Below are 16,362 nucleotides of genomic sequence, written 5' to 3'. Positions count from 1 at the left end.
CGCTGTCGGCAATGCGTTTCGATGGTGCGGATGTTTCACGTGGAACATGTCGGTCCTGTGCGCGGCAATCTCGGACTGAATACAGGCATGATCAGCACCTCCTCATGCCGGAGGCACGCGGATTCACGCGACGCGAGCACGGATCACCCGTGTCACCTCATCGACCTGTCCTGTACCGAGCGTGATGACCTCGACGTCCTCGAGGTGATGCTTGCGAATGGCCTTGCTCGCCGCCTCGACCTCTCGTTCGGCGTTGGCGCCCTTCATGAGCACGAGTTCACCCCCGGTCTTCACCAGCGGAACCGTGAGCGGGATCAGTTTCGAGAATGCGCTGACCGCGCGGGCGGTGACCTGGTCCAGGCTGAATTCCGATGCGACATCCTCAGCGCGTGCACGTCGTACCTGGACGTTGCCCAGCCCCAAGTGGACCACCTGTTCGTCAAGCCAGGCGACGCGCCTCTCCATGGGTTCGATGAGGACGAAATCCACATCCGGGCGGACTATCGCCAGTACCAGTCCGGGAAGCCCTGCCCCCGTGCCGATGTCCCCTACCAGTCCCGGCCTCAGGAGCGGCGCGACCAGCGCGGAGTTGATGATGTGCCTCGTCCACAGCCGAGGCGGTTCGAGTGGTCCGATGAGACCGAGTTCCTCTCCCCTGCTCCCTAGTTGAGATGCGAATTCTCGGGCGATGAGGACACGATCTCCAAATAGAGGCGCGGCTACCAGAGGCTCTTGCTCCACACTCGTGTGCTCGGGCATCGTGTGTCCATCCTGGTCGTGAGGCGCTGCGGCAACGCGCCGGGCATGAAGCCGAACGATCACCCCTGAGGGCTGAGGCGCGCACGTGCCGCACGGAGAGTTTAGCGTCGATCCGCAGGGGTCCCGTCACGTGCCTTCCGATGCCCCGACTCCGCGACCGGGATCAGCGCCGGCTATGTTTCACGTGAAACCCCTGGCGGATCAGAGCGACTCCGGCAGGTCCCGCCCGCCCTGATCTCACGACTCGACACGCGTGCGCAGCGCGTCCGTTTCACGTGAAACATCCCCGCTAAGACGCTCCGGAGGTCGAGGGTGTTCGAGCCGGTCCTTCCGGGTTCCGGAGACGAGACTCCGGTGACTGCTTCAGATTCCCGGCGTCAGGCTCACCACCGGGCACTCCGGCAGAGAGGACACCATCGGTCATCCCGCTGTCAAGCGGTATTTTGCTAACACACACGTGCAACCAAGAAGTTGAAGACAGGACGGAGGACGCAGATGAGGCCCGGTCGGACGACCGGGCCTCATCTCTCGCGTTCCAGCTCTCACGCCTTCGTGATCACCGTGTGACGATCCCGTCCCTCACCCTCGGACTCGGAGGTGTAACCACGCTCAGCCACGATGTCATGCACGAGCTTCCGCTCGTAGGAGGACATCGGCGGCAGGGACGCGCTCGAGGACCCGGCGGAGATGCGCTCGATGGCCCGGTCGACCAGCTGCGCGAGCTCCACCTGACGCGCATCCCGTGATCCCCCGACGTCGAGGATCAGACGGCTGAACACCCCCGTCTTGTTCTGCACCGCGAGACGCGTGAGCTCCTGGAGCGCCGTGACCGTCTCCGGGTTCGACAGCAGGCGCAGGTCCTCCGAGTCAGCGGCATCCACCGAGACGTACGCGCGGCCCCCACGCTGGTCGATGTCGATGTCACCGTCCAGGTCGCAGATGTCGAGGAGCTCCTCGATGTAGTCCGCGGCGATGTCGCCTTCGTCTCCGCCGACGGCCGTGACCTCGATCTCGTCCCCGGTCGCCGCAGCGTCAACCTGCTCGGTGTCGTTGGTCACATCGGTCATCGGCTCTTCGATCCCGACTGCTTCTTCGAGCGGTTCTTGCCGACCGGCTGCTGACGCTGCGCCGGCTTGCGCTCCTCGACGAGGATGGTCGACGACTCCGTCGATGTCTCAGGAGCGACGAACTTGCCCTTGCGCGCCAATCGCGCCTCGCGAGCGCGTGCAGCTTCGCTGCCGGGCGTGGGCATGTTGCGGATGACGAGGAACTGCTGGCCCATCGTCCAGAAGTTCGAGACGAGCCAGTAGAACATCACGCCGAGCGGGAAGGCGATGCCGGACACGGCGAACACCAGGGGAAGGATGTACAGCAGGATGCGCTGCTGCTTGAACATCGGGCTGGCCTTGGTCTCCTCGGACATGTTCTTGGCCATGATCTGCAGCTGCGTGATGAACTGCGACGCGGTCATGAGGATGACCATCGTGGTCGCGATGACGATGACCCTCGCGTTGCCGTCAGCCGTGGAGATCGCCGACTGCAGGGGAGCGCCGAGGAACGACGACTCCCCGAAGGAACGGGACAGGTCCGCGTTGAGCAGTCCGATGCCCGGGAGCTCTTCGACGGCCGCACGATGCAGCACGGAGTAGAGCGAGAAGAAGATCGGCATCTGCAGGAGCAGCGGGAGACAGCTGCTGAGCGGGTTGGTGCCCGTGTCCTTGTACAGCGCCATGGTCTCGCGGGACATCGCCTCACGCGAGAACTGGTCGCGCTTGCCCTTGTACTTGTCCTGGATCTTCTTCAGCTGCGGAGCGACCTCCATCATTCGGCGCTGGTTCTTGATCTGGCGCACGAAGATCGGGATGAGCGCCGCGCGGACCACGAGGACGAGGCCGACGATCGAGAGCACCCACGTGGCGCCGTTGTTGGGATCCAGGCCGATGCTGGTCCAGAGCGTGTGGAAGCCGACCAGGATGAGTTCGATGACCCACTTGATCGGCCACAGGATGGTTCCGAGGAAGTCCATGAGGTGGTCGTTAGCCCTTTCCGTGGCTGGGTGCGACGACGAATCCGAGCCTCGTGCGCCGATACTGCTGGACCCCACGAGCAGGGACGTCGTCGATGCCGCCCTCCGCCCAGGGATTGCACCTGCACACGCGCCATGCGGCCAGGAGACCACCGTGGAGGAGCCCGTGCTCCTGGACGGCCTCGAGGCCGTAGGCGGAACAGGACGGGTAGTACCTGCAGACGTCCCCGTAGAGCGGGGAGACCACGCGTCGATAGAGCGCGATCACAGCGATGGCGGCGTTCCGGGGCGCTAGGACGACGGAGGTCAGTACCCTCTTCATATCGTCCTCACGGCCCGCGTCACGGCTGACGCCATCTCCTCCTGCAGGGTATCCCACGGTGTCCGCTCCATGCCTGGCAGTACGCGGATCACGATGGACGTGCCCGGAGGGACGCGGGGAAGGAGACCGGCCGACACGGCCTTCAGCCGCCTGCGGACCAGGTTCCGGGTGACGGCGTTGCCGACCTTCTTCGACACGATGAACCCGAATCGGGTCGGCGCATCCGCTGGGCCGGCGAGCGCGGACACGACCGCGGTCCCCGTGGTCGTCCGGCGACCCCGTCTGACGATGGTGCGGTAGTCCGCACCGCTCGTCACGCGGTTCCGCCGAGCGAGCACGTGCTACGCGGAGAGCTCGGTGCGCCCCTTGCCACGGCGGGCGGCGAGGATGGCACGACCGGCGCGGGTGCGCATGCGAAGGCGGAAGCCGTGCTTCTTGGCCTTCTTGCGGTTGTTCGGCTGGAAGGTGCGCTTGCTCACGGTGAGTCTCCACTCAGGTTGGTCCACGGGGCCGACGAGTGCGGCTGGGAAGATGGGGCAGCCTCGAAGGGCTGGGTCAACTGCCTAAATCTACGGGGCGGGGGGCCTCCGGTCAAACCCGCGGGGCGGATCGTGATTATCCACACAGATCGGCCATCGGCCGGTATCGACATGCCGCCGTCGATAGGGTCGATTTGTCCGGATCTCCGACAGTGGCTACCGTGTGGCGTGGCCGCGACGCGTCGGGGATCGCCCGCGCGGTGCTGACGGCCCGTTCGCACACAGGGTGCATAACCCTGTGAGTAACTATGCTGTCCGCGGTCGCGGTACCGGGATGGTCCGCACCCTCGGAGCCTCCGGGGACGGACGCCGCACGCACGACCGCGACGCCCTTCCAGCGTCGACAGCAGTCCGCGCACCGCGTGGCGGCCCCGGCACCAGCCGCGGGACCGAGCCTGGTGACGGCAGATGGGGAAACATGTCCGACCGCTCCGACCCGACGCACGCGATCTGGCAGAAGGTGCTCGCCGCCCTCACCGCGGACGACCGGATCACCCCGCAGCTGCACGGCTTCATCAGCCTGGTGGAGCCGAAGGGCGTCATGACCGGCACGCTCTACCTCGAGGTGCCGAACGACCTCACCCGGGGCATGCTCGAGCAGCGCATCCGGGTGCCCCTCCTCAATGCCATCGGGTCGCTCGACGAGGCGGCCGGCGTGAGCAACTTCGCCATCGTCGTCAACCCCGAGATCGCGCAGGACGCCTTCGCCCAGCACCCCGAGCCCGCGGAGCAGCCCTATATCGAGACGCCCACCATCACCGCGCCCGCCGACAACCCGGGTCTGCCGGCGTCGCCCTCCCGCGGCGATTCGCGCCTCAACCCGAAGTACGGCTTCGACACCTTCGTGATCGGCGGGTCCAACCGCTTCGCGCACGCCGCAGCCGTCGCCGTGGCCGAGGCCCCGGCCAAGGCCTACAACCCGCTCTTCATCTACGGCGACTCCGGCCTCGGCAAGACGCACCTGCTGCACGCCATCGGTCACTACGCCATCAGCCTGTACCCGGGGATCCGGGTGAGGTACGTGAGCTCCGAGGAGTTCACCAACGACTTCATCAACTCGATCGCGAACAACCGGTCGTCGCTGTTCCAGTCGCGGTACCGCGACAACGACATCCTCCTGATCGACGACATCCAGTTCCTCCAGGGCAAGGACTCCACGCAGGAGGCCTTCTTCCACACCTTCAACACGCTCCACGACCACAACAAGCAGGTGGTCATCACGAGCGACCTGCCGCCGAAGCACCTGACGGGGTTCGAGGACCGCATGCGCTCGCGCTTCGAGTGGGGCCTCATCACGGACGTCCAGGCGCCCGACCTCGAGACGCGCATCGCGATCCTCCGCAAGAAGGCGCAGAGCGAGAAGCTCCAGGTGCCGGACGACATCCTCGAGTACATGGCCACCAAGGTCACGTCGAACATCCGCGAGCTCGAGGGCACCCTCATCCGCGTCACGGCGTTCGCGAGCTTGAACAAGACGCCCGTCGACCTGGCCCTCGTTCAGACCGTGCTGAAGGACCTCATCACGCTCGACGAGGACAACGTCATCGCGCCGGTCGACATCATCAACCACACCGCGGCCTACTTCAAGCTCACGGTCGACGACCTCTACGGCTCCTCCCGCTCGCAGGCCGTCGCCACCGCCCGCCAGATCGCCATGTACCTCTGCCGCGAGCTGACGAACCTCTCCCTGCCGAAGATCGGCCAGCTGTTCGGCAACCGCGACCACACGACGGTGATGTACGCCAACAAGAAGATCACCGAGCTCATGAAGGAGCGCCGCTCCATCTACAACCAGGTGACGGAGCTGACCAGCCGGATCAAGCAGAACCACCGCTACGGCAAGATGTGACGCCCTCTGCACGGGCGGCAGGAGCACGTGCAGGGATGGAGCAGCGAAGGGGTCGGACCACGTGGTCCGACCCCTTCTGTGCGTCCACGGAGGGACGGCCGAGAGCCCATCGCACCGCTGAGGGCGTCGGCGGCGTCCGACCGTGCCCCCACCGGCGCCGAGAGAGGGCCGACAGGGGCAGGATCCGCCGTTCCCCACAGTGTGCACAGAGTGTGGATAACTGTGGAGAACCGCCGGAGCCGATGTGGGTTCGCGGACCCGGCCTGTGGAACCGGGATCCTCGCTGCATCGGCAGTCCGCCGAGTCCCCAGGCAGCTCCACACCCGCCCCACATCTTGCAGACGTGTAGTTCCCTCTCGATCACCGGGACTCCGGGAGTTGTCCACAGATTCCACAGCGGTTAAGACTATTGATCCTTAAACCCTTCATTGGATGTCGCCCAAGAACCTCAGGGTGTGGAGGGATCGACGGTCGTGGGGTCCCCCGTCGGCACGGCTAGCATTGACCGACAAATCTTCCGCTCATCGAGGGGTCCACAACGTGAAGTTCCAAGTCAACAGGGACGTCTTCAGCGAGGCGGTGTCCTTCGCCGTCAAGCTCCTGCCGCAGCGCACGACCCTCCCGATCCTGAGCGGAGTGCTCATCGAGGCGACCGAGGACGGACTGACGCTGTCGTCGTTCGACTACGAGGTCTCGGCGCGCACGCAGATCCAGGCTGACATCGAGGAGCCCGGGCGCGTCCTGGTCTCCGGCCGTCTCCTCGCCGACATCGCCAACCGGCTCCCCAACGCCCCGGTCCGCTTCACGACCGAGGAGTCGAAGATCACCGTCTCGTGCGGCTCCGCGCACTTCACGCTGCTGAGCATGCCGGTCGAGGAGTACCCGACGCTGCCGCAGATCTCGGAGCAGTCCGGCCTCCTGCCGGCAGAGCAGTTCGCGGCAGCCGTCTCGCAGGTCGCCGTCGCCGCCTCGCGCGACGACGTGACGCCCGTGATCACCGGCGTGCAGCTCGAGGTGGGGGAGACCAGCCTCGGCCTCATCGCCACCGACCGCTACCGGGTCGCCGTGCGCGAGATCGACTGGGACGGGGGAGACTCCGCGACCGACGGCACGAGCCGCACCGCGCTCGTCCCCGCCCGCACGCTGCAGGAGATCGGGAAGACCTTCGGCCACAGCGGCACCATCTCGGTCGCCATCACGGACACCGACGACCGCCAGCTCATCGCCTTCAGCGCGGACAGGAAGACCGTCACGTCCCTGCTGATCCGCGGCAACTTCCCCCCGGTCAAGCGCCTGTTCCCCGAGACGGTCGACAACTACGCGGTCATCAACACCGCCGACCTCATCGAGGCGACGCGCCGCGTCCAGCTGGTGCTGGAGCGCGAGGCGGCCCTGCGCTTCACCTTCACGATCGACGGGCTGACGCTCGAGGCGATCGGCTCCGAGCACGCGCAGGCATCGGAGAACATCGACGCCCTCCTCACCGGCGTCGACACCGTGGTGTCGCTGAAGCCCCAGTTCCTGCTGGACGGCCTCGGCGCCGTCCACTCCGAGTTCGTCCGCCTCTCGTTCACGAAGACGGACAACCCCAACAAGCCCGGCCCCGTGCTCATCACGAGCCAGTCCTCCAAGGACCAGGCCGGTGCTGACAACTACCGGTACCTGCTGCAGCCCAACCTGTTGCTGCGCTAGACCGCGATCAAGGAGAGAACATGCACATCGGACTCGTCGGACTCGGCAAGATGGGCGCCCGCATGCGCGCGCGCCTCGAGGCGAACGGCATCGAGGTGACCGGATACGACACCAATCCCGACGTCTCCGACGTGGCCACCCTCGACGACCTCGCCGCCGCTCTGCCCGCCCCGCGCCTCGTCTGGGTCATGGTCCCGGCCGGCAAGGTCACGCAGAACGTCGTCGGCGACCTCGCCCGCATCCTGCAGCCGGGCGATCTCGTGATCGATGGCGGCAACTCCAAGTTCACGGACGACTTCGCCCACGCGGGCCTGCTGAAGGAGAAGGGCATCGACTTCGTCGACGCCGGCGTCTCCGGCGGTGTGTGGGGCCTCGAGAACGGCTATGGCCTCATGGTCGGCGGCCCCGTCGAGCAGGTCCAGCGCGCGATGCCCGTCTTCGACGCGCTGCGTCCGGAGGGTCCCCGCGAGGAGGGCTTCGTGCACGTGGGCGACTCCGGCGCGGGTCACTACGCGAAGATGGTCCACAACGGCATCGAGTACGCCATGATGCAGTCCTTCGCCGAGGGCTACGAGCTCCTCGCGGCGCGCACGGACATCATCAAGGACGTCACGGGCACGTTCGAGGCGTGGCAGCGCGGCACGGTCGTCCGCTCATGGCTGCTCGAGCTCCTGGTCAAGGCGCTCAAGGAGGACCCGGGCTTCGAGGACATCGAGGGCTTCGTGCAGGACTCCGGCGAGGGCCGGTGGACGATCGAGGAGGCGCTCGACAACGCCGTCCCGATGCCCGCCATCAGCGCGTCGATCTTCGCGCGCTTCTCCTCCCGCCAGGAGGACTCCCCGGCCATGAAGGCCGTCGCGGCGCTGCGCAACCAGTTCGGCGGCCACTCGGTGCAGAAGAAGTCCTGACCACCGGATGATCGTCCGTCACCTCTCCCTGGGTGACTTCCGCAACTACACCCGCGCGGACGTCGCGCTCCTGCCCGGCGCCACCCTCTTCGTGGGGAGCAACGGGCAGGGTAAGACGAACCTGGTGGAGGCGCTGGGCTTCCTGAGCACGCTCGGGTCGCACCGCGTCTCCACCGACCAGGCGCTCATCCGGCAGGGCGCGGACTCGGCCGTCATCCGGGCGCTGCTGCAGCACGCGGGCCGGGAGCTCCGGGTGGAGGTGCAGATCAACCGCTCGTCGGCGAACCGGGCGCAGGTGAACAGCACCCCGACCAAGCCGCGGGAGCTCCCGCGGTACTTCTCGAGCGTGCTCTTCGCGCCGGAGGACCTGGCTCTCGTGCGCGGGGATCCGTCGGGACGGCGACGGTTGCTCGACCAGCTGCTCGTGCTGCGCGCACCACGGCTCTCCGGCGTGCTGTCGGACTACGACCGGGCGTTGAAGCAGCGGAACACCCTGCTCAAGTCCGCTCGGGCGCGGGGGATGAAGGCCGACCAGCTCGGCACCCTCGACATCTGGGACGAGCGGCTCGTCACGATCGGCTCGCAGATCATCGCGGCGCGCGGCGCCCTGGTCGAGGCGCTCCAGCCGGAGCTCGCGCGCGCGTACCTGGCGGTGGCGGGATCCGACCACGGCCCGTCGGCGCGCCCGGAGCTGAGCATCCTGGCGGACGACCCGGGCGAGGACGACGTCGTGGACGAGTCGGGAGCACGCGACGGCGGGAGCTTCACCCGGACGGAGGACGTCGTCCCCGTGTTCGCGTCCGCCATCGCCCGGATGCGGCCCCGCGAGCTCGAGCGGGGGCTGACCCTGGTCGGACCGCACCGCGACGACCTCCTGTTCCGGCTCAACAGGTTACCGGCGAAGGGCTACGCCAGCCACGGGGAGTCGTGGTCGTTCGCGCTGGCGCTCAAGCTCGCGTCGGCCGAGCTGCTGCGCCGTGACTCGCAGACGGGGGATCCGGTGCTGATCCTCGATGACGTCTTCGCCGAGCTCGACCAGGCCAGACGCGGGCGCCTCGCGGACGCGGTCACCGGGTTCGAGCAGGTGCTCATCACGGCCGCGGTGTTCGAGGACGTGCCGGAGCACCTGGCCGCGAACGCCGTGCACATCCGGGCGGGCGAGATCGTGGCGGCGCCGCGGCCGGGCGACGACGACGGGGGAGACGCGTGATCCCCCGCGCGGCCGACGGCGGACCGCTCCCCGAGTCCGAGGCGGTCGCCGTCTACCGTCGCTTCCGTCGTGTGTTCGGCGACGCGTCCGTGCGGTCGCCGTCCGCACGCAAGCGACGGGAGCAGAAGGCGGGCAGCTCGCCGTTCCAGCCCGGACGGGATCCCGATTCCCTCGGGAACGTCATGGACTCCCTGACCTCGCGGATGGGGTGGACCTCCTCGCTGTCGCAGGCCGAGCTCATGGCGGCGTGGACGACGATCGCCGGCGAGGAGACCGCCGTGCACTCGTCCCCCGTCGGCATCGAGGACGGCCTCCTCACGGTCGAGTGCGAGTCGACGGCGTGGGCGACGCAGCTGCGGCTGATGCGCGTGGAGATCACCACGCGCATCGCCGAGCGCTTCCCGGACGCCGGCATCCGGTCGATCCGCTTCCAGGGGCCCAACGCCCCGTCCTGGAAAAAGGGTCCCAGGTCGATCCCAGGGCGGGGCCCGCGCGATACCTACGGCTAGGGAGGCGAATCAGGTCACCCCCGCCACGAAAACGCGTCAGACGGCCGGATAGGCGGTGCGAAGCGTACTCCTGCGATAGAATGAGGGGTCGCCCGCAGTCCAGGGACGACGGTCCCCGGATCACCACGTGATCCGCGCGCGTCCGCCGTCGGGCAGGGGCGCGTCGACGCGGCAGGAGCCACCACTTCATGACATCGGATGCCTCACAGGACCTCCCCGACGACTCCACCCCCGACGAGGTGGAGGTCGAGGAGACGCACAACGACTCCGACCACATCACCCGCCAGCAGGTGAGCAACGACTACGGCGCCAACGAGATCCAGGTGCTCGAGGGCCTCGAGGCCGTCCGCAAGCGACCCGGCATGTACATCGGGTCCACCGGACCGCGCGGCCTGCACCACCTGGTGAGCGAGATCGTCGACAACTCCGTCGACGAGGCCCTCGCCGGGTTCGCCAGCGACATCCAGATCACCATGCGGAAGGACGGCGGCATCCGCGTCGTCGACGACGGCCGCGGGATCCCGGTGGACATCCACCCGGTCGAGGGCATCTCGACGGTCGAGCTCGTCCTCACCAAGCTGCACGCCGGCGGCAAGTTCGGCGGCGGCGGATACGCGGTGTCCGGCGGCCTGCACGGCGTCGGCAGCTCCGTCGTGAACGCGCTGTCGGAGCGCCTCGACGTCGAGGTCCGCCGCCAGGGTGCCGTCTGGCGCCAGAGCTTCACCATCGGCGTGCCGGATGCGCCCCTCCAGAAGGGCGAGGGCTCCACGGAGACCGGCACCACGATCACCTTCTGGCCGAGCCGCGAGATCTTCGAGACCGTCGAGTTCGACTACGACACGCTCCGCGCGCGCTTCCAGCAGATGGCCTTCCTCAACAAGGGCCTCGCCCTCACGCTGCACGACGAGCGCGAGGAGGACGGCGCCGAGCACCGCACCGAGAAGTTCCTCTACGAGCGCGGTCTCGTCGACTACGTCGAGCACCTGGTGAAGGCCAAGAAGACCGAGGTCGTCAACGCCGACGTCATCGCCTTCGAGTCCGAGGACACGGTCAAGAAGATCAGCCTCGAGGTCGCGATGCAGTGGACCACCTCCTACACGGAGAGCGTCCACACCTACGCGAACACCATCAACACGCACGAGGGCGGCACGCACGAGGAGGGCTTCCGCGCGGCGCTCACCACGCTGGTGAACCGCTACGCGCGCGAGAACAAGCTGCTCCGCGAGAAGGACGAGAACCTCACGGGCGACGACGTGCGCGAGGGTCTCACGGCCGTCATCTCCGTGAAGCTCGGCGAGCCGCAGTTCGAGGGCCAGACCAAGACGAAGCTCGGCAACACCGAGGCGAAGGCCTACGTGCAGCGCATCGTCGGCCAGCAGCTCGGCGACTGGCTCGAGAAGAACCCGTCGCAGGCGAAGGACATCATCCGCAAGGGGATGCAGGCGTCGCAGGCACGGCTGGCTGCGCGCAAGGCGCGCGAGCAGACCCGACGCAAGGGCCTGCTCGAGTCCGGCGGCATGCCCGGCAAGCTCAAGGACTGCCAGAGCAAGGACCCGGCGCTCAGCGAGGTGTTCCTGGTCGAGGGCGACTCGGCCGGCGGATCCGCGGTGCAGGGCCGCAACCCCACGACCCAGGCGATCCTGCCGCTTCGAGGCAAGATCCTCAACGTCGAGAAGGCCCGGCTCGACCGTGCGCTGCAGAACAACGAGGTCCAGTCGATGATCACCGCCTTCGGTGCGGGCATCGGCGAGGACTTCAACGCCGAGAAGGTCAGGTACCACAAGATCGTGCTGATGGCCGACGCGGACGTCGACGGCCAGCACATCACGACGCTGCTGCTCACGCTGCTCTTCCGCTACATGCGGCCGCTCATCGAGCTGGGCTACGTGTACCTCGCGCAGCCGCCGCTGTACCGGCTCAAGTGGTCGAACGCCGACCACCAGTACGTCTACACGGACGCCGAGCGCGACGCGCTCCTCGCGCACGGGCAGGCCAACGGCAAGCGGATCCCGAAGGACAACGGCATCCAGCGCTACAAGGGCCTCGGCGAGATGGACTACAAGGAGCTGTGGGAGACCACCATGGATCCGGCCACCCGCACGCTCATGCAGGTGACGCTCGACGACGCCGCGGGTGCCGACGAGGTCTTCTCGACGCTGATGGGCGAGGACGTCGAGTCCCGTCGCAGCTTCATCCAGCGCAACGCCAAGGACGTCAGGTTCCTCGACATCTGATCGACCGGGCGGCGGTACGGCCCCATGCCGACCGCCGCCCCATGCCGACCCCACGATCCACCGACCTCTGAACGGGACCTCCATGGCCGACGACAACACTCCGGACGACGAGCAGGGCACGGGGGCGACCCCGGACGACGAGCAGGCATCGTCGATCGACGACGCTCTCCCGCAGGAAGGCGTGACGCCGGCGTCCTCCGCCTCCGCGGCGTCCGACTCCCTGCCGGGCGCCATCATCGACCCCGACGCCACGGTCGTCGTCACGCACGACCGCATCGAGCAGGTCGACCTCCAGCTCGAGATGCAGCGCTCCTTCCTCGACTACGCGATGAGCGTCATCGTGCAGCGCGCGCTCCCCGAGGTGCGCGACGGCCTGAAGCCCGTGCACCGTCGCGTGATCTACGCCATGTACGACGGCGGCTACCGCCCGGACCGCTCCTTCTTCAAGTCGGCCCGCGTGGTCGGCGAGGTCATGGGGCAGTTCCACCCGCACGGCGACTCGTCCATCTACGACGCGCTGGTGCGCCTCGTCCAGCCGTGGAGCCTGCGCTACCCGCTCGCGCTCGGCCAGGGCAACTTCGGGTCCGCCGGCAACGACGGCGCCGCGGCCCCTCGCTACACCGAGACCAAGATGGCCCCGCTCGCCATGGAGATGGTCCGGGACATCACCGAGGACACGGTCGACTTCCAGGACAACTACGACGGCCGCACGCTCGAGCCGAAGATCCTGCCGTCGCGCTTCCCGAACCTGCTGGTGAACGGATCCGTCGGCATCGCGGTCGGCATGGCCACCAACATCCCGCCGCACAACCTCCGTGAGGTCGCGGCCGGCGCGCAGTGGCTGCTCGCGCACCCGGACGCGAACCGGGAGGAGCTCCTCGAGGCGCTGCTCGAGCGGATCAAGGGACCCGACTTCCCGACCGGCGCCCAGGTGCTCGGCACCAAGGGCATCATCGACGCGTACCGGACGGGCCGCGGCTCCATCACGATGCGCGCGGTCGTCGCGGTCGAGGAGATCCAGGGCCGTGTGTGCCTCGTGGTCACCGAGCTCCCGTACCAGGTGAACCCCGACAACCTCGCGATCAAGATCGCCGAGCTCGTGAAGGACGGCAAGCTCGGCGGCGTCGCCGACATCCGCGACGAGACCTCCGGCCGCACCGGCCAGCGCCTCGTGATCGTGCTCAAGCGCGACGCCGTCGCGAAGGTCGTGCTGAACAACCTCTACAAGCACACGCAGCTGCAGGAGAACTTCGGCGCGAACATGCTCGCGATCGTCGACGGGATCCCCCGCACGCTCGCGCTCGACGGCTTCATCTCCGCGTGGGTCGACCACCAGATCGACGTCATCGTCCGCCGCACGCAGTACCGGCTCAACGAGGCGGAGGCGCGTGCCCACATCCTGCGCGGCTACCTCAAGGCGCTCGACGCCCTGGACGACGTCATCGCCCTGATCCGCCGGTCCGAGACCGTCGAGGTCGCCCGCAGCGGCCTGATGAAGCTGCTCGACATCGACGAGCTCCAGGCCAACGCGATCCTCGAGATGCAGCTCCGCCGCCTCGCCGCGCTCGAGCGCCAGAAGATCCAGGACCAGGCGGCCGAGCTCGAGGAGCGCATCGCCGAGTACAAGCACATCCTGGCCACGCCCACCGTGCAGCGGGAGATCATCAGCACCGAGCTGCAGGAGATCACCGACAAGTACGGCGACGACCGGCGCACGGAGATCATGCTCGGCTTCGACGGCGACATGAGCATGGAGGACCTCATCCCCGAGGAGGAGATGGTGGTCACCGTCACCCGCGGCGGGTACATCAAGCGCACGCGCATCGACAACTACCGGAGCCAGCACCGTGGCGGCAAGGGCGTCCGCGGCGCGCAGCTCCGTGCGGACGACGTGGTCGAGCACTTCTTCGTCACGACCACGCACCACTGGCTCCTCTTCCTCACGGACAAGGGCCGCGTCTACCGCGCCAAGGCGTACGAGCTGCAGGAGGCCGGCCGCGACGCCAAGGGCCAGCACGTGGCAAACCTGCTCGCCATGCAGCCGGACGAGGAGATCCAGCAGGTCCTCGACATCCGCGACTACCAGGTGGCGCAGTACCTCGTGCTCGCCACCCGCGACGGCCTGATGAAGAAGACGGCCCTCACGGAGTACGACACGAACCGCACCGGCGGCATCATCGCGATCAACCTCCGCGACGGCGACGCGCTCGTCTCGGCGCTCCTCGTGGACGAGGACGACGATCTGCTCCTCGTGTCGCGCAAGGGCATGTCGCTGCGGTTCTCCGCCGACAACCAGGCGCTCCGTCCGATGGGCCGGTCGACGTCCGGCGTGAAGGGCATGACGTTCCGCGGGGACGACACGCTGCTCAGCGCATCCGTGGTCGGCGAGCAGGGCTACGTGTTCGTCGTCACCGAGGGCGGCTTCGCGAAGCGCACCGCCGCGGACCAGTACCGAGTGCAGAACCGCGGCGGCATGGGCATCAAGGTGGCCAAGCTGCAGGACGCGCGAGGCGATCTGGCCGGCGCGCTCATCGTGGGCGAGGAGGACGAGATCCTTGTCGTGCTCGCCAGCGGCAAGGTGGTACGGTCTGTCGTGGCCGAGGTCCCGGCTAAGGGCCGCGACACCATGGGTGTCGTGTTCGCCCGGTTCGCGGACGACGACAGGATCATCTCACTGGCCAAGAACTCCGAACGCAACCTGGTGGTCCCCGAAGCTGCGCCCGACGCGTCCGACGGTACCGCTGCTGGAAAGGGAACACCTGATGAGTAGTGTCGCCGAGAAGCTCGCGAAGAAGTCGTCGCGGGCCACCACCACCAAGCAGGTGCGTCTCAAGCTCGTGTACGTCGACTTCTGGTCGGCGCTGAAGCTCGCGTTCCTCTTCTCCGTGGTGCTCGGCATCATCACCGTGGTCGCGACGTTCCTCATCTACGTCGTGCTCCAGACCACGAACGTCTTCGGCACGGTCGACCAGCTGTTCCAGGAGGTATCCGGATCCGCGGACTTCTCCCTCCAGGACGTCTTCGGCCTGGGCCAGGTGCTCGGCTTCGCGATCGTCGTGGCCGTGCTCAACATCGTCGTCGGCACCGTGCTCGGCGCCGTGGCCGCGCTGCTCTACAACCTGAGCGTGCGCATCACGGGCGGCGTCCTCGTCGGCTTCACCAACGCGTAGCCGATTGGGAGAAACGGGCAGGCGTACGGTAACGTGTACCTGCCCGATGGGGATATAGCTCAGTTGGTTAGAGCGCTTCACTGATAATGAAGAGGTCCCAGGTTCAAATCCTGGTATCCCCACCAACACCCCGGATCCGCTCGATCCGGGGGCGTGGCGGGAATCGAGTCGGCAGGCCGCACGGCGGTCCGAGGCTCGCCGATCGGGGTCATAGCTCAATTGGTAGAGCGCCTGCTTTGCAAGCAGGAGGTCCGGGGTTCGATTCCCCGTGACTCCACATACCGCCCGTCATCGGGCGCCTCCCTGGTCGCCGGCCGTCGTCGGCATCGCGTCTCCGTGATGCGTCGTCATCGGCATCCGACACCGCGACGACGTCCGCACGAGGAAGGCCCGGCCACCTCTCGGTGTCCGGGCCTTCGGGGGATCGCGGGGCGATCGAGGAGCGAGGATCAGCTGGTGGGCTGGCCCTTGGAGGTCGCGTCGACGGCCTCGGGCTCGTCGTCGGCGATCCACAGGTCGTCATCCGCGCGGAACGTCTGGTACAGCGCGTAGCCGACGCCGCCGACCACGACGACGCCGAGCGCGATGAGGGCGACTCCACCGAAGCCGAGGCCCTTCTTCGCGGGCGCGACCTGGGGGACGTAGCGGCCCACGTACGAGCGGCCGTTGTCGACGTAGTGCTTGCCGAACTCCTGCGCCTTGGAGGACACCTTGCCGGCCTTCTTGACCGCGTCCTTGACCTGCTTGCTGTTGCGGATGCCCTCGGTCGCGGCGACCGCGGATCCCGCAGCACCGGCGACGGCCGGGAGGACCGTGTGGGTGAAGCCCTTGTACGCGGAGTCGGCCGCGCTGCGGACGCGCTCGGCGCCGGCCTCGTAGCCCGGTCGGATGTGGTCGTCGACACCGCGCTTGACAGCGGGGACGACGTGCTGGTCGGAGAGCTTGCGGGCGGTGTGCGCGGCCTCGGCCACGACGACATTGGCCCGATCGAGGACCTCGCGCTGCTCCTTGAGGACGGCGGCCGCGTGGGTGCGGAGCTTCGCCAACTCCTTCTTGTTCTTGCGTGACAGACCCAAGGGGACCTCCATCGGTGTGATATCGCCAGGAATCCCCAGTCTGGCACGGGTGCCTCTGCGGGCAAACA

The 16,362-nt window shown here is 67.7% G+C and carries 15 protein-coding genes and 2 tRNA genes; 10 read left to right on the top strand and 7 right to left on the bottom strand.

Annotation, left to right across the window (positions count from 1 at the left end):
- Positions 1 to 123: 123 nt before the first annotated feature.
- The 6 genes from rsmG to rpmH all read right to left on the bottom strand — a co-directional run bounded on the left by rsmG (position 124) and on the right by rpmH (position 3,586).
- Positions 124 to 759 (bottom strand): 16S rRNA (guanine(527)-N(7))-methyltransferase RsmG, encoded by a 636-nt coding sequence (gene rsmG, locus ITJ44_RS07630; protein ID WP_194634289.1) that lies wholly within the window; start codon positions 757 to 759, stop codon positions 124 to 126.
- A 542-nt stretch (positions 760 to 1,301) separates the two neighbouring features.
- On the bottom strand, positions 1,302 to 1,826 hold the full coding sequence (locus ITJ44_RS07625) for a R3H domain-containing nucleic acid-binding protein (protein ID WP_194634287.1): 525 nt from the start codon (positions 1,824 to 1,826) through the stop codon (positions 1,302 to 1,304).
- Positions 1,823 to 2,785: a membrane protein insertase YidC gene (gene yidC / locus ITJ44_RS07620; RefSeq protein ID WP_194634285.1), complete on the bottom strand. Its 963-nt coding sequence runs from the start codon at positions 2,783 to 2,785 to the stop codon at positions 1,823 to 1,825. The genes ITJ44_RS07625 and yidC overlap by 4 nt, the downstream gene beginning before the upstream one ends.
- Before the next feature lie 10 nt (positions 2,786 to 2,795).
- Positions 2,796 to 3,107 carry a membrane protein insertion efficiency factor YidD gene (gene yidD / locus ITJ44_RS07615; protein ID WP_194634283.1) on the bottom strand — a complete coding sequence of 104 codons (312 nt, stop codon included), beginning with the start codon at positions 3,105 to 3,107 and terminating at the stop codon, positions 2,796 to 2,798.
- The gene (gene rnpA / locus ITJ44_RS07610; protein ID WP_194634281.1) at positions 3,104 to 3,445 is read right to left on the bottom strand and encodes a ribonuclease P protein component; all 342 of its coding nucleotides are present in this window, start codon (positions 3,443 to 3,445) and stop codon (positions 3,104 to 3,106) included. Before rnpA ends, yidD begins: the two co-directional genes overlap by 4 nt.
- A 3-nt stretch (positions 3,446 to 3,448) precedes the next feature.
- On the bottom strand, positions 3,449 to 3,586 hold the full coding sequence (rpmH, locus tag ITJ44_RS07605; RefSeq protein ID WP_012039665.1) for a 50S ribosomal protein L34: 138 nt from the start codon (positions 3,584 to 3,586) through the stop codon (positions 3,449 to 3,451).
- Between the two features lie 478 nt (positions 3,587 to 4,064).
- Between rpmH and dnaA the strand changes: the two genes are divergently transcribed.
- From dnaA to ITJ44_RS07555, 10 genes are all read left to right on the top strand, one after another.
- Positions 4,065 to 5,495 carry a chromosomal replication initiator protein DnaA gene (gene dnaA / locus ITJ44_RS07600; protein WP_194634279.1) on the top strand — a complete coding sequence of 477 codons (1,431 nt, stop codon included), beginning with the start codon at positions 4,065 to 4,067 and terminating at the stop codon, positions 5,493 to 5,495.
- Positions 5,496 to 6,035: 540 nt separating this feature from the next.
- Positions 6,036 to 7,187 carry a DNA polymerase III subunit beta gene (gene dnaN, locus ITJ44_RS07595; protein ID WP_194634277.1) on the top strand — a complete coding sequence of 384 codons (1,152 nt, stop codon included), beginning with the start codon at positions 6,036 to 6,038 and terminating at the stop codon, positions 7,185 to 7,187.
- A 20-nt stretch (positions 7,188 to 7,207) separates the two neighbouring features.
- Positions 7,208 to 8,095, top strand: a complete 888-nt coding sequence (gene gnd / locus ITJ44_RS07590; RefSeq protein ID WP_194634275.1) for a phosphogluconate dehydrogenase (NAD(+)-dependent, decarboxylating) — start codon at positions 7,208 to 7,210, stop codon at positions 8,093 to 8,095.
- Between the two features lie 7 nt (positions 8,096 to 8,102).
- Entirely contained in the window at positions 8,103 to 9,305 is a 1,203-nt protein-coding gene (gene recF / locus ITJ44_RS07585) for a DNA replication/repair protein RecF (protein WP_194634273.1), read from the top strand.
- The gene (locus ITJ44_RS16155; protein ID WP_063070915.1) at positions 9,302 to 9,814 is read left to right on the top strand and encodes a DUF721 domain-containing protein; all 513 of its coding nucleotides are present in this window, start codon (positions 9,302 to 9,304) and stop codon (positions 9,812 to 9,814) included. The genes recF and ITJ44_RS16155 overlap by 4 nt, the downstream gene beginning before the upstream one ends.
- 188 nt (positions 9,815 to 10,002) lie before the next feature.
- A complete protein-coding gene (gyrB, locus tag ITJ44_RS07575) occupies positions 10,003 to 12,048 on the top strand; it encodes a DNA topoisomerase (ATP-hydrolyzing) subunit B (RefSeq protein ID WP_228494840.1) in 2,046 nt (681 codons plus the stop codon).
- An 82-nt stretch (positions 12,049 to 12,130) separates the two neighbouring features.
- A complete protein-coding gene (gyrA, locus tag ITJ44_RS07570) occupies positions 12,131 to 14,818 on the top strand; it encodes a DNA gyrase subunit A (RefSeq protein ID WP_194634254.1) in 2,688 nt (895 codons plus the stop codon).
- Positions 14,811 to 15,218: a DUF3566 domain-containing protein gene (locus ITJ44_RS07565; protein WP_011931227.1), complete on the top strand. Its 408-nt coding sequence runs from the start codon at positions 14,811 to 14,813 to the stop codon at positions 15,216 to 15,218. Before gyrA ends, ITJ44_RS07565 begins: the two co-directional genes overlap by 8 nt.
- Before the next feature lie 48 nt (positions 15,219 to 15,266).
- A tRNA-Ile gene (locus tag ITJ44_RS07560) sits at positions 15,267 to 15,343 on the top strand.
- A gap of 79 nt (positions 15,344 to 15,422) precedes the next feature.
- Positions 15,423 to 15,495 (top strand) — tRNA-Ala (locus ITJ44_RS07555).
- 172 nt (positions 15,496 to 15,667) lie between these two features.
- On the opposite strand, the gene ITJ44_RS07550 is transcribed toward ITJ44_RS07555, so the two are convergent.
- Positions 15,668 to 16,294, bottom strand: coding sequence for a hypothetical protein (locus tag ITJ44_RS07550; RefSeq protein WP_228494839.1), 627 nt, complete (start codon positions 16,292 to 16,294; stop codon positions 15,668 to 15,670).
- Between the last annotated feature and the right edge of the window lie 68 nt (positions 16,295 to 16,362).

Origin of the sequence: Clavibacter sp. VKM Ac-2873, assembly GCF_015351075.1 — a bacterium.
Lineage (GTDB): Bacteria > Actinomycetota > Actinomycetes > Actinomycetales > Microbacteriaceae > Clavibacter.
This window is presented reverse-complemented; position numbering and strand designations above follow the sequence as displayed.

Coding starts and splice junctions, on each gene's coding strand:
- gnd (WP_194634275.1), top strand. CDS start 7,208: ATGCACATCGGACTCGTCGGACTCGGCAAGATGGGCGCCCGCATGCGC.
- rsmG (WP_194634289.1), bottom strand. CDS start 759: ATGCCCGAGCACACGAGTGTGGAGCAAGAGCCTCTGGTAGCCGCGCCT.
- recF (WP_194634273.1), top strand. CDS start 8,103: ATGATCGTCCGTCACCTCTCCCTGGGTGACTTCCGCAACTACACCCGC.
- gyrA (WP_194634254.1), top strand. CDS start 12,131: ATGGCCGACGACAACACTCCGGACGACGAGCAGGGCACGGGGGCGACC.
- dnaA (WP_194634279.1), top strand. CDS start 4,065: ATGTCCGACCGCTCCGACCCGACGCACGCGATCTGGCAGAAGGTGCTC.
- ITJ44_RS07565 (WP_011931227.1), top strand. CDS start 14,811: ATGAGTAGTGTCGCCGAGAAGCTCGCGAAGAAGTCGTCGCGGGCCACC.
- yidC (WP_194634285.1), bottom strand. CDS start 2,785: ATGGACTTCCTCGGAACCATCCTGTGGCCGATCAAGTGGGTCATCGAA.
- gyrB (WP_228494840.1), top strand. CDS start 10,003: ATGACATCGGATGCCTCACAGGACCTCCCCGACGACTCCACCCCCGAC.
- ITJ44_RS07625 (WP_194634287.1), bottom strand. CDS start 1,826: ATGACCGATGTGACCAACGACACCGAGCAGGTTGACGCTGCGGCGACC.
- yidD (WP_194634283.1), bottom strand. CDS start 3,107: ATGAAGAGGGTACTGACCTCCGTCGTCCTAGCGCCCCGGAACGCCGCC.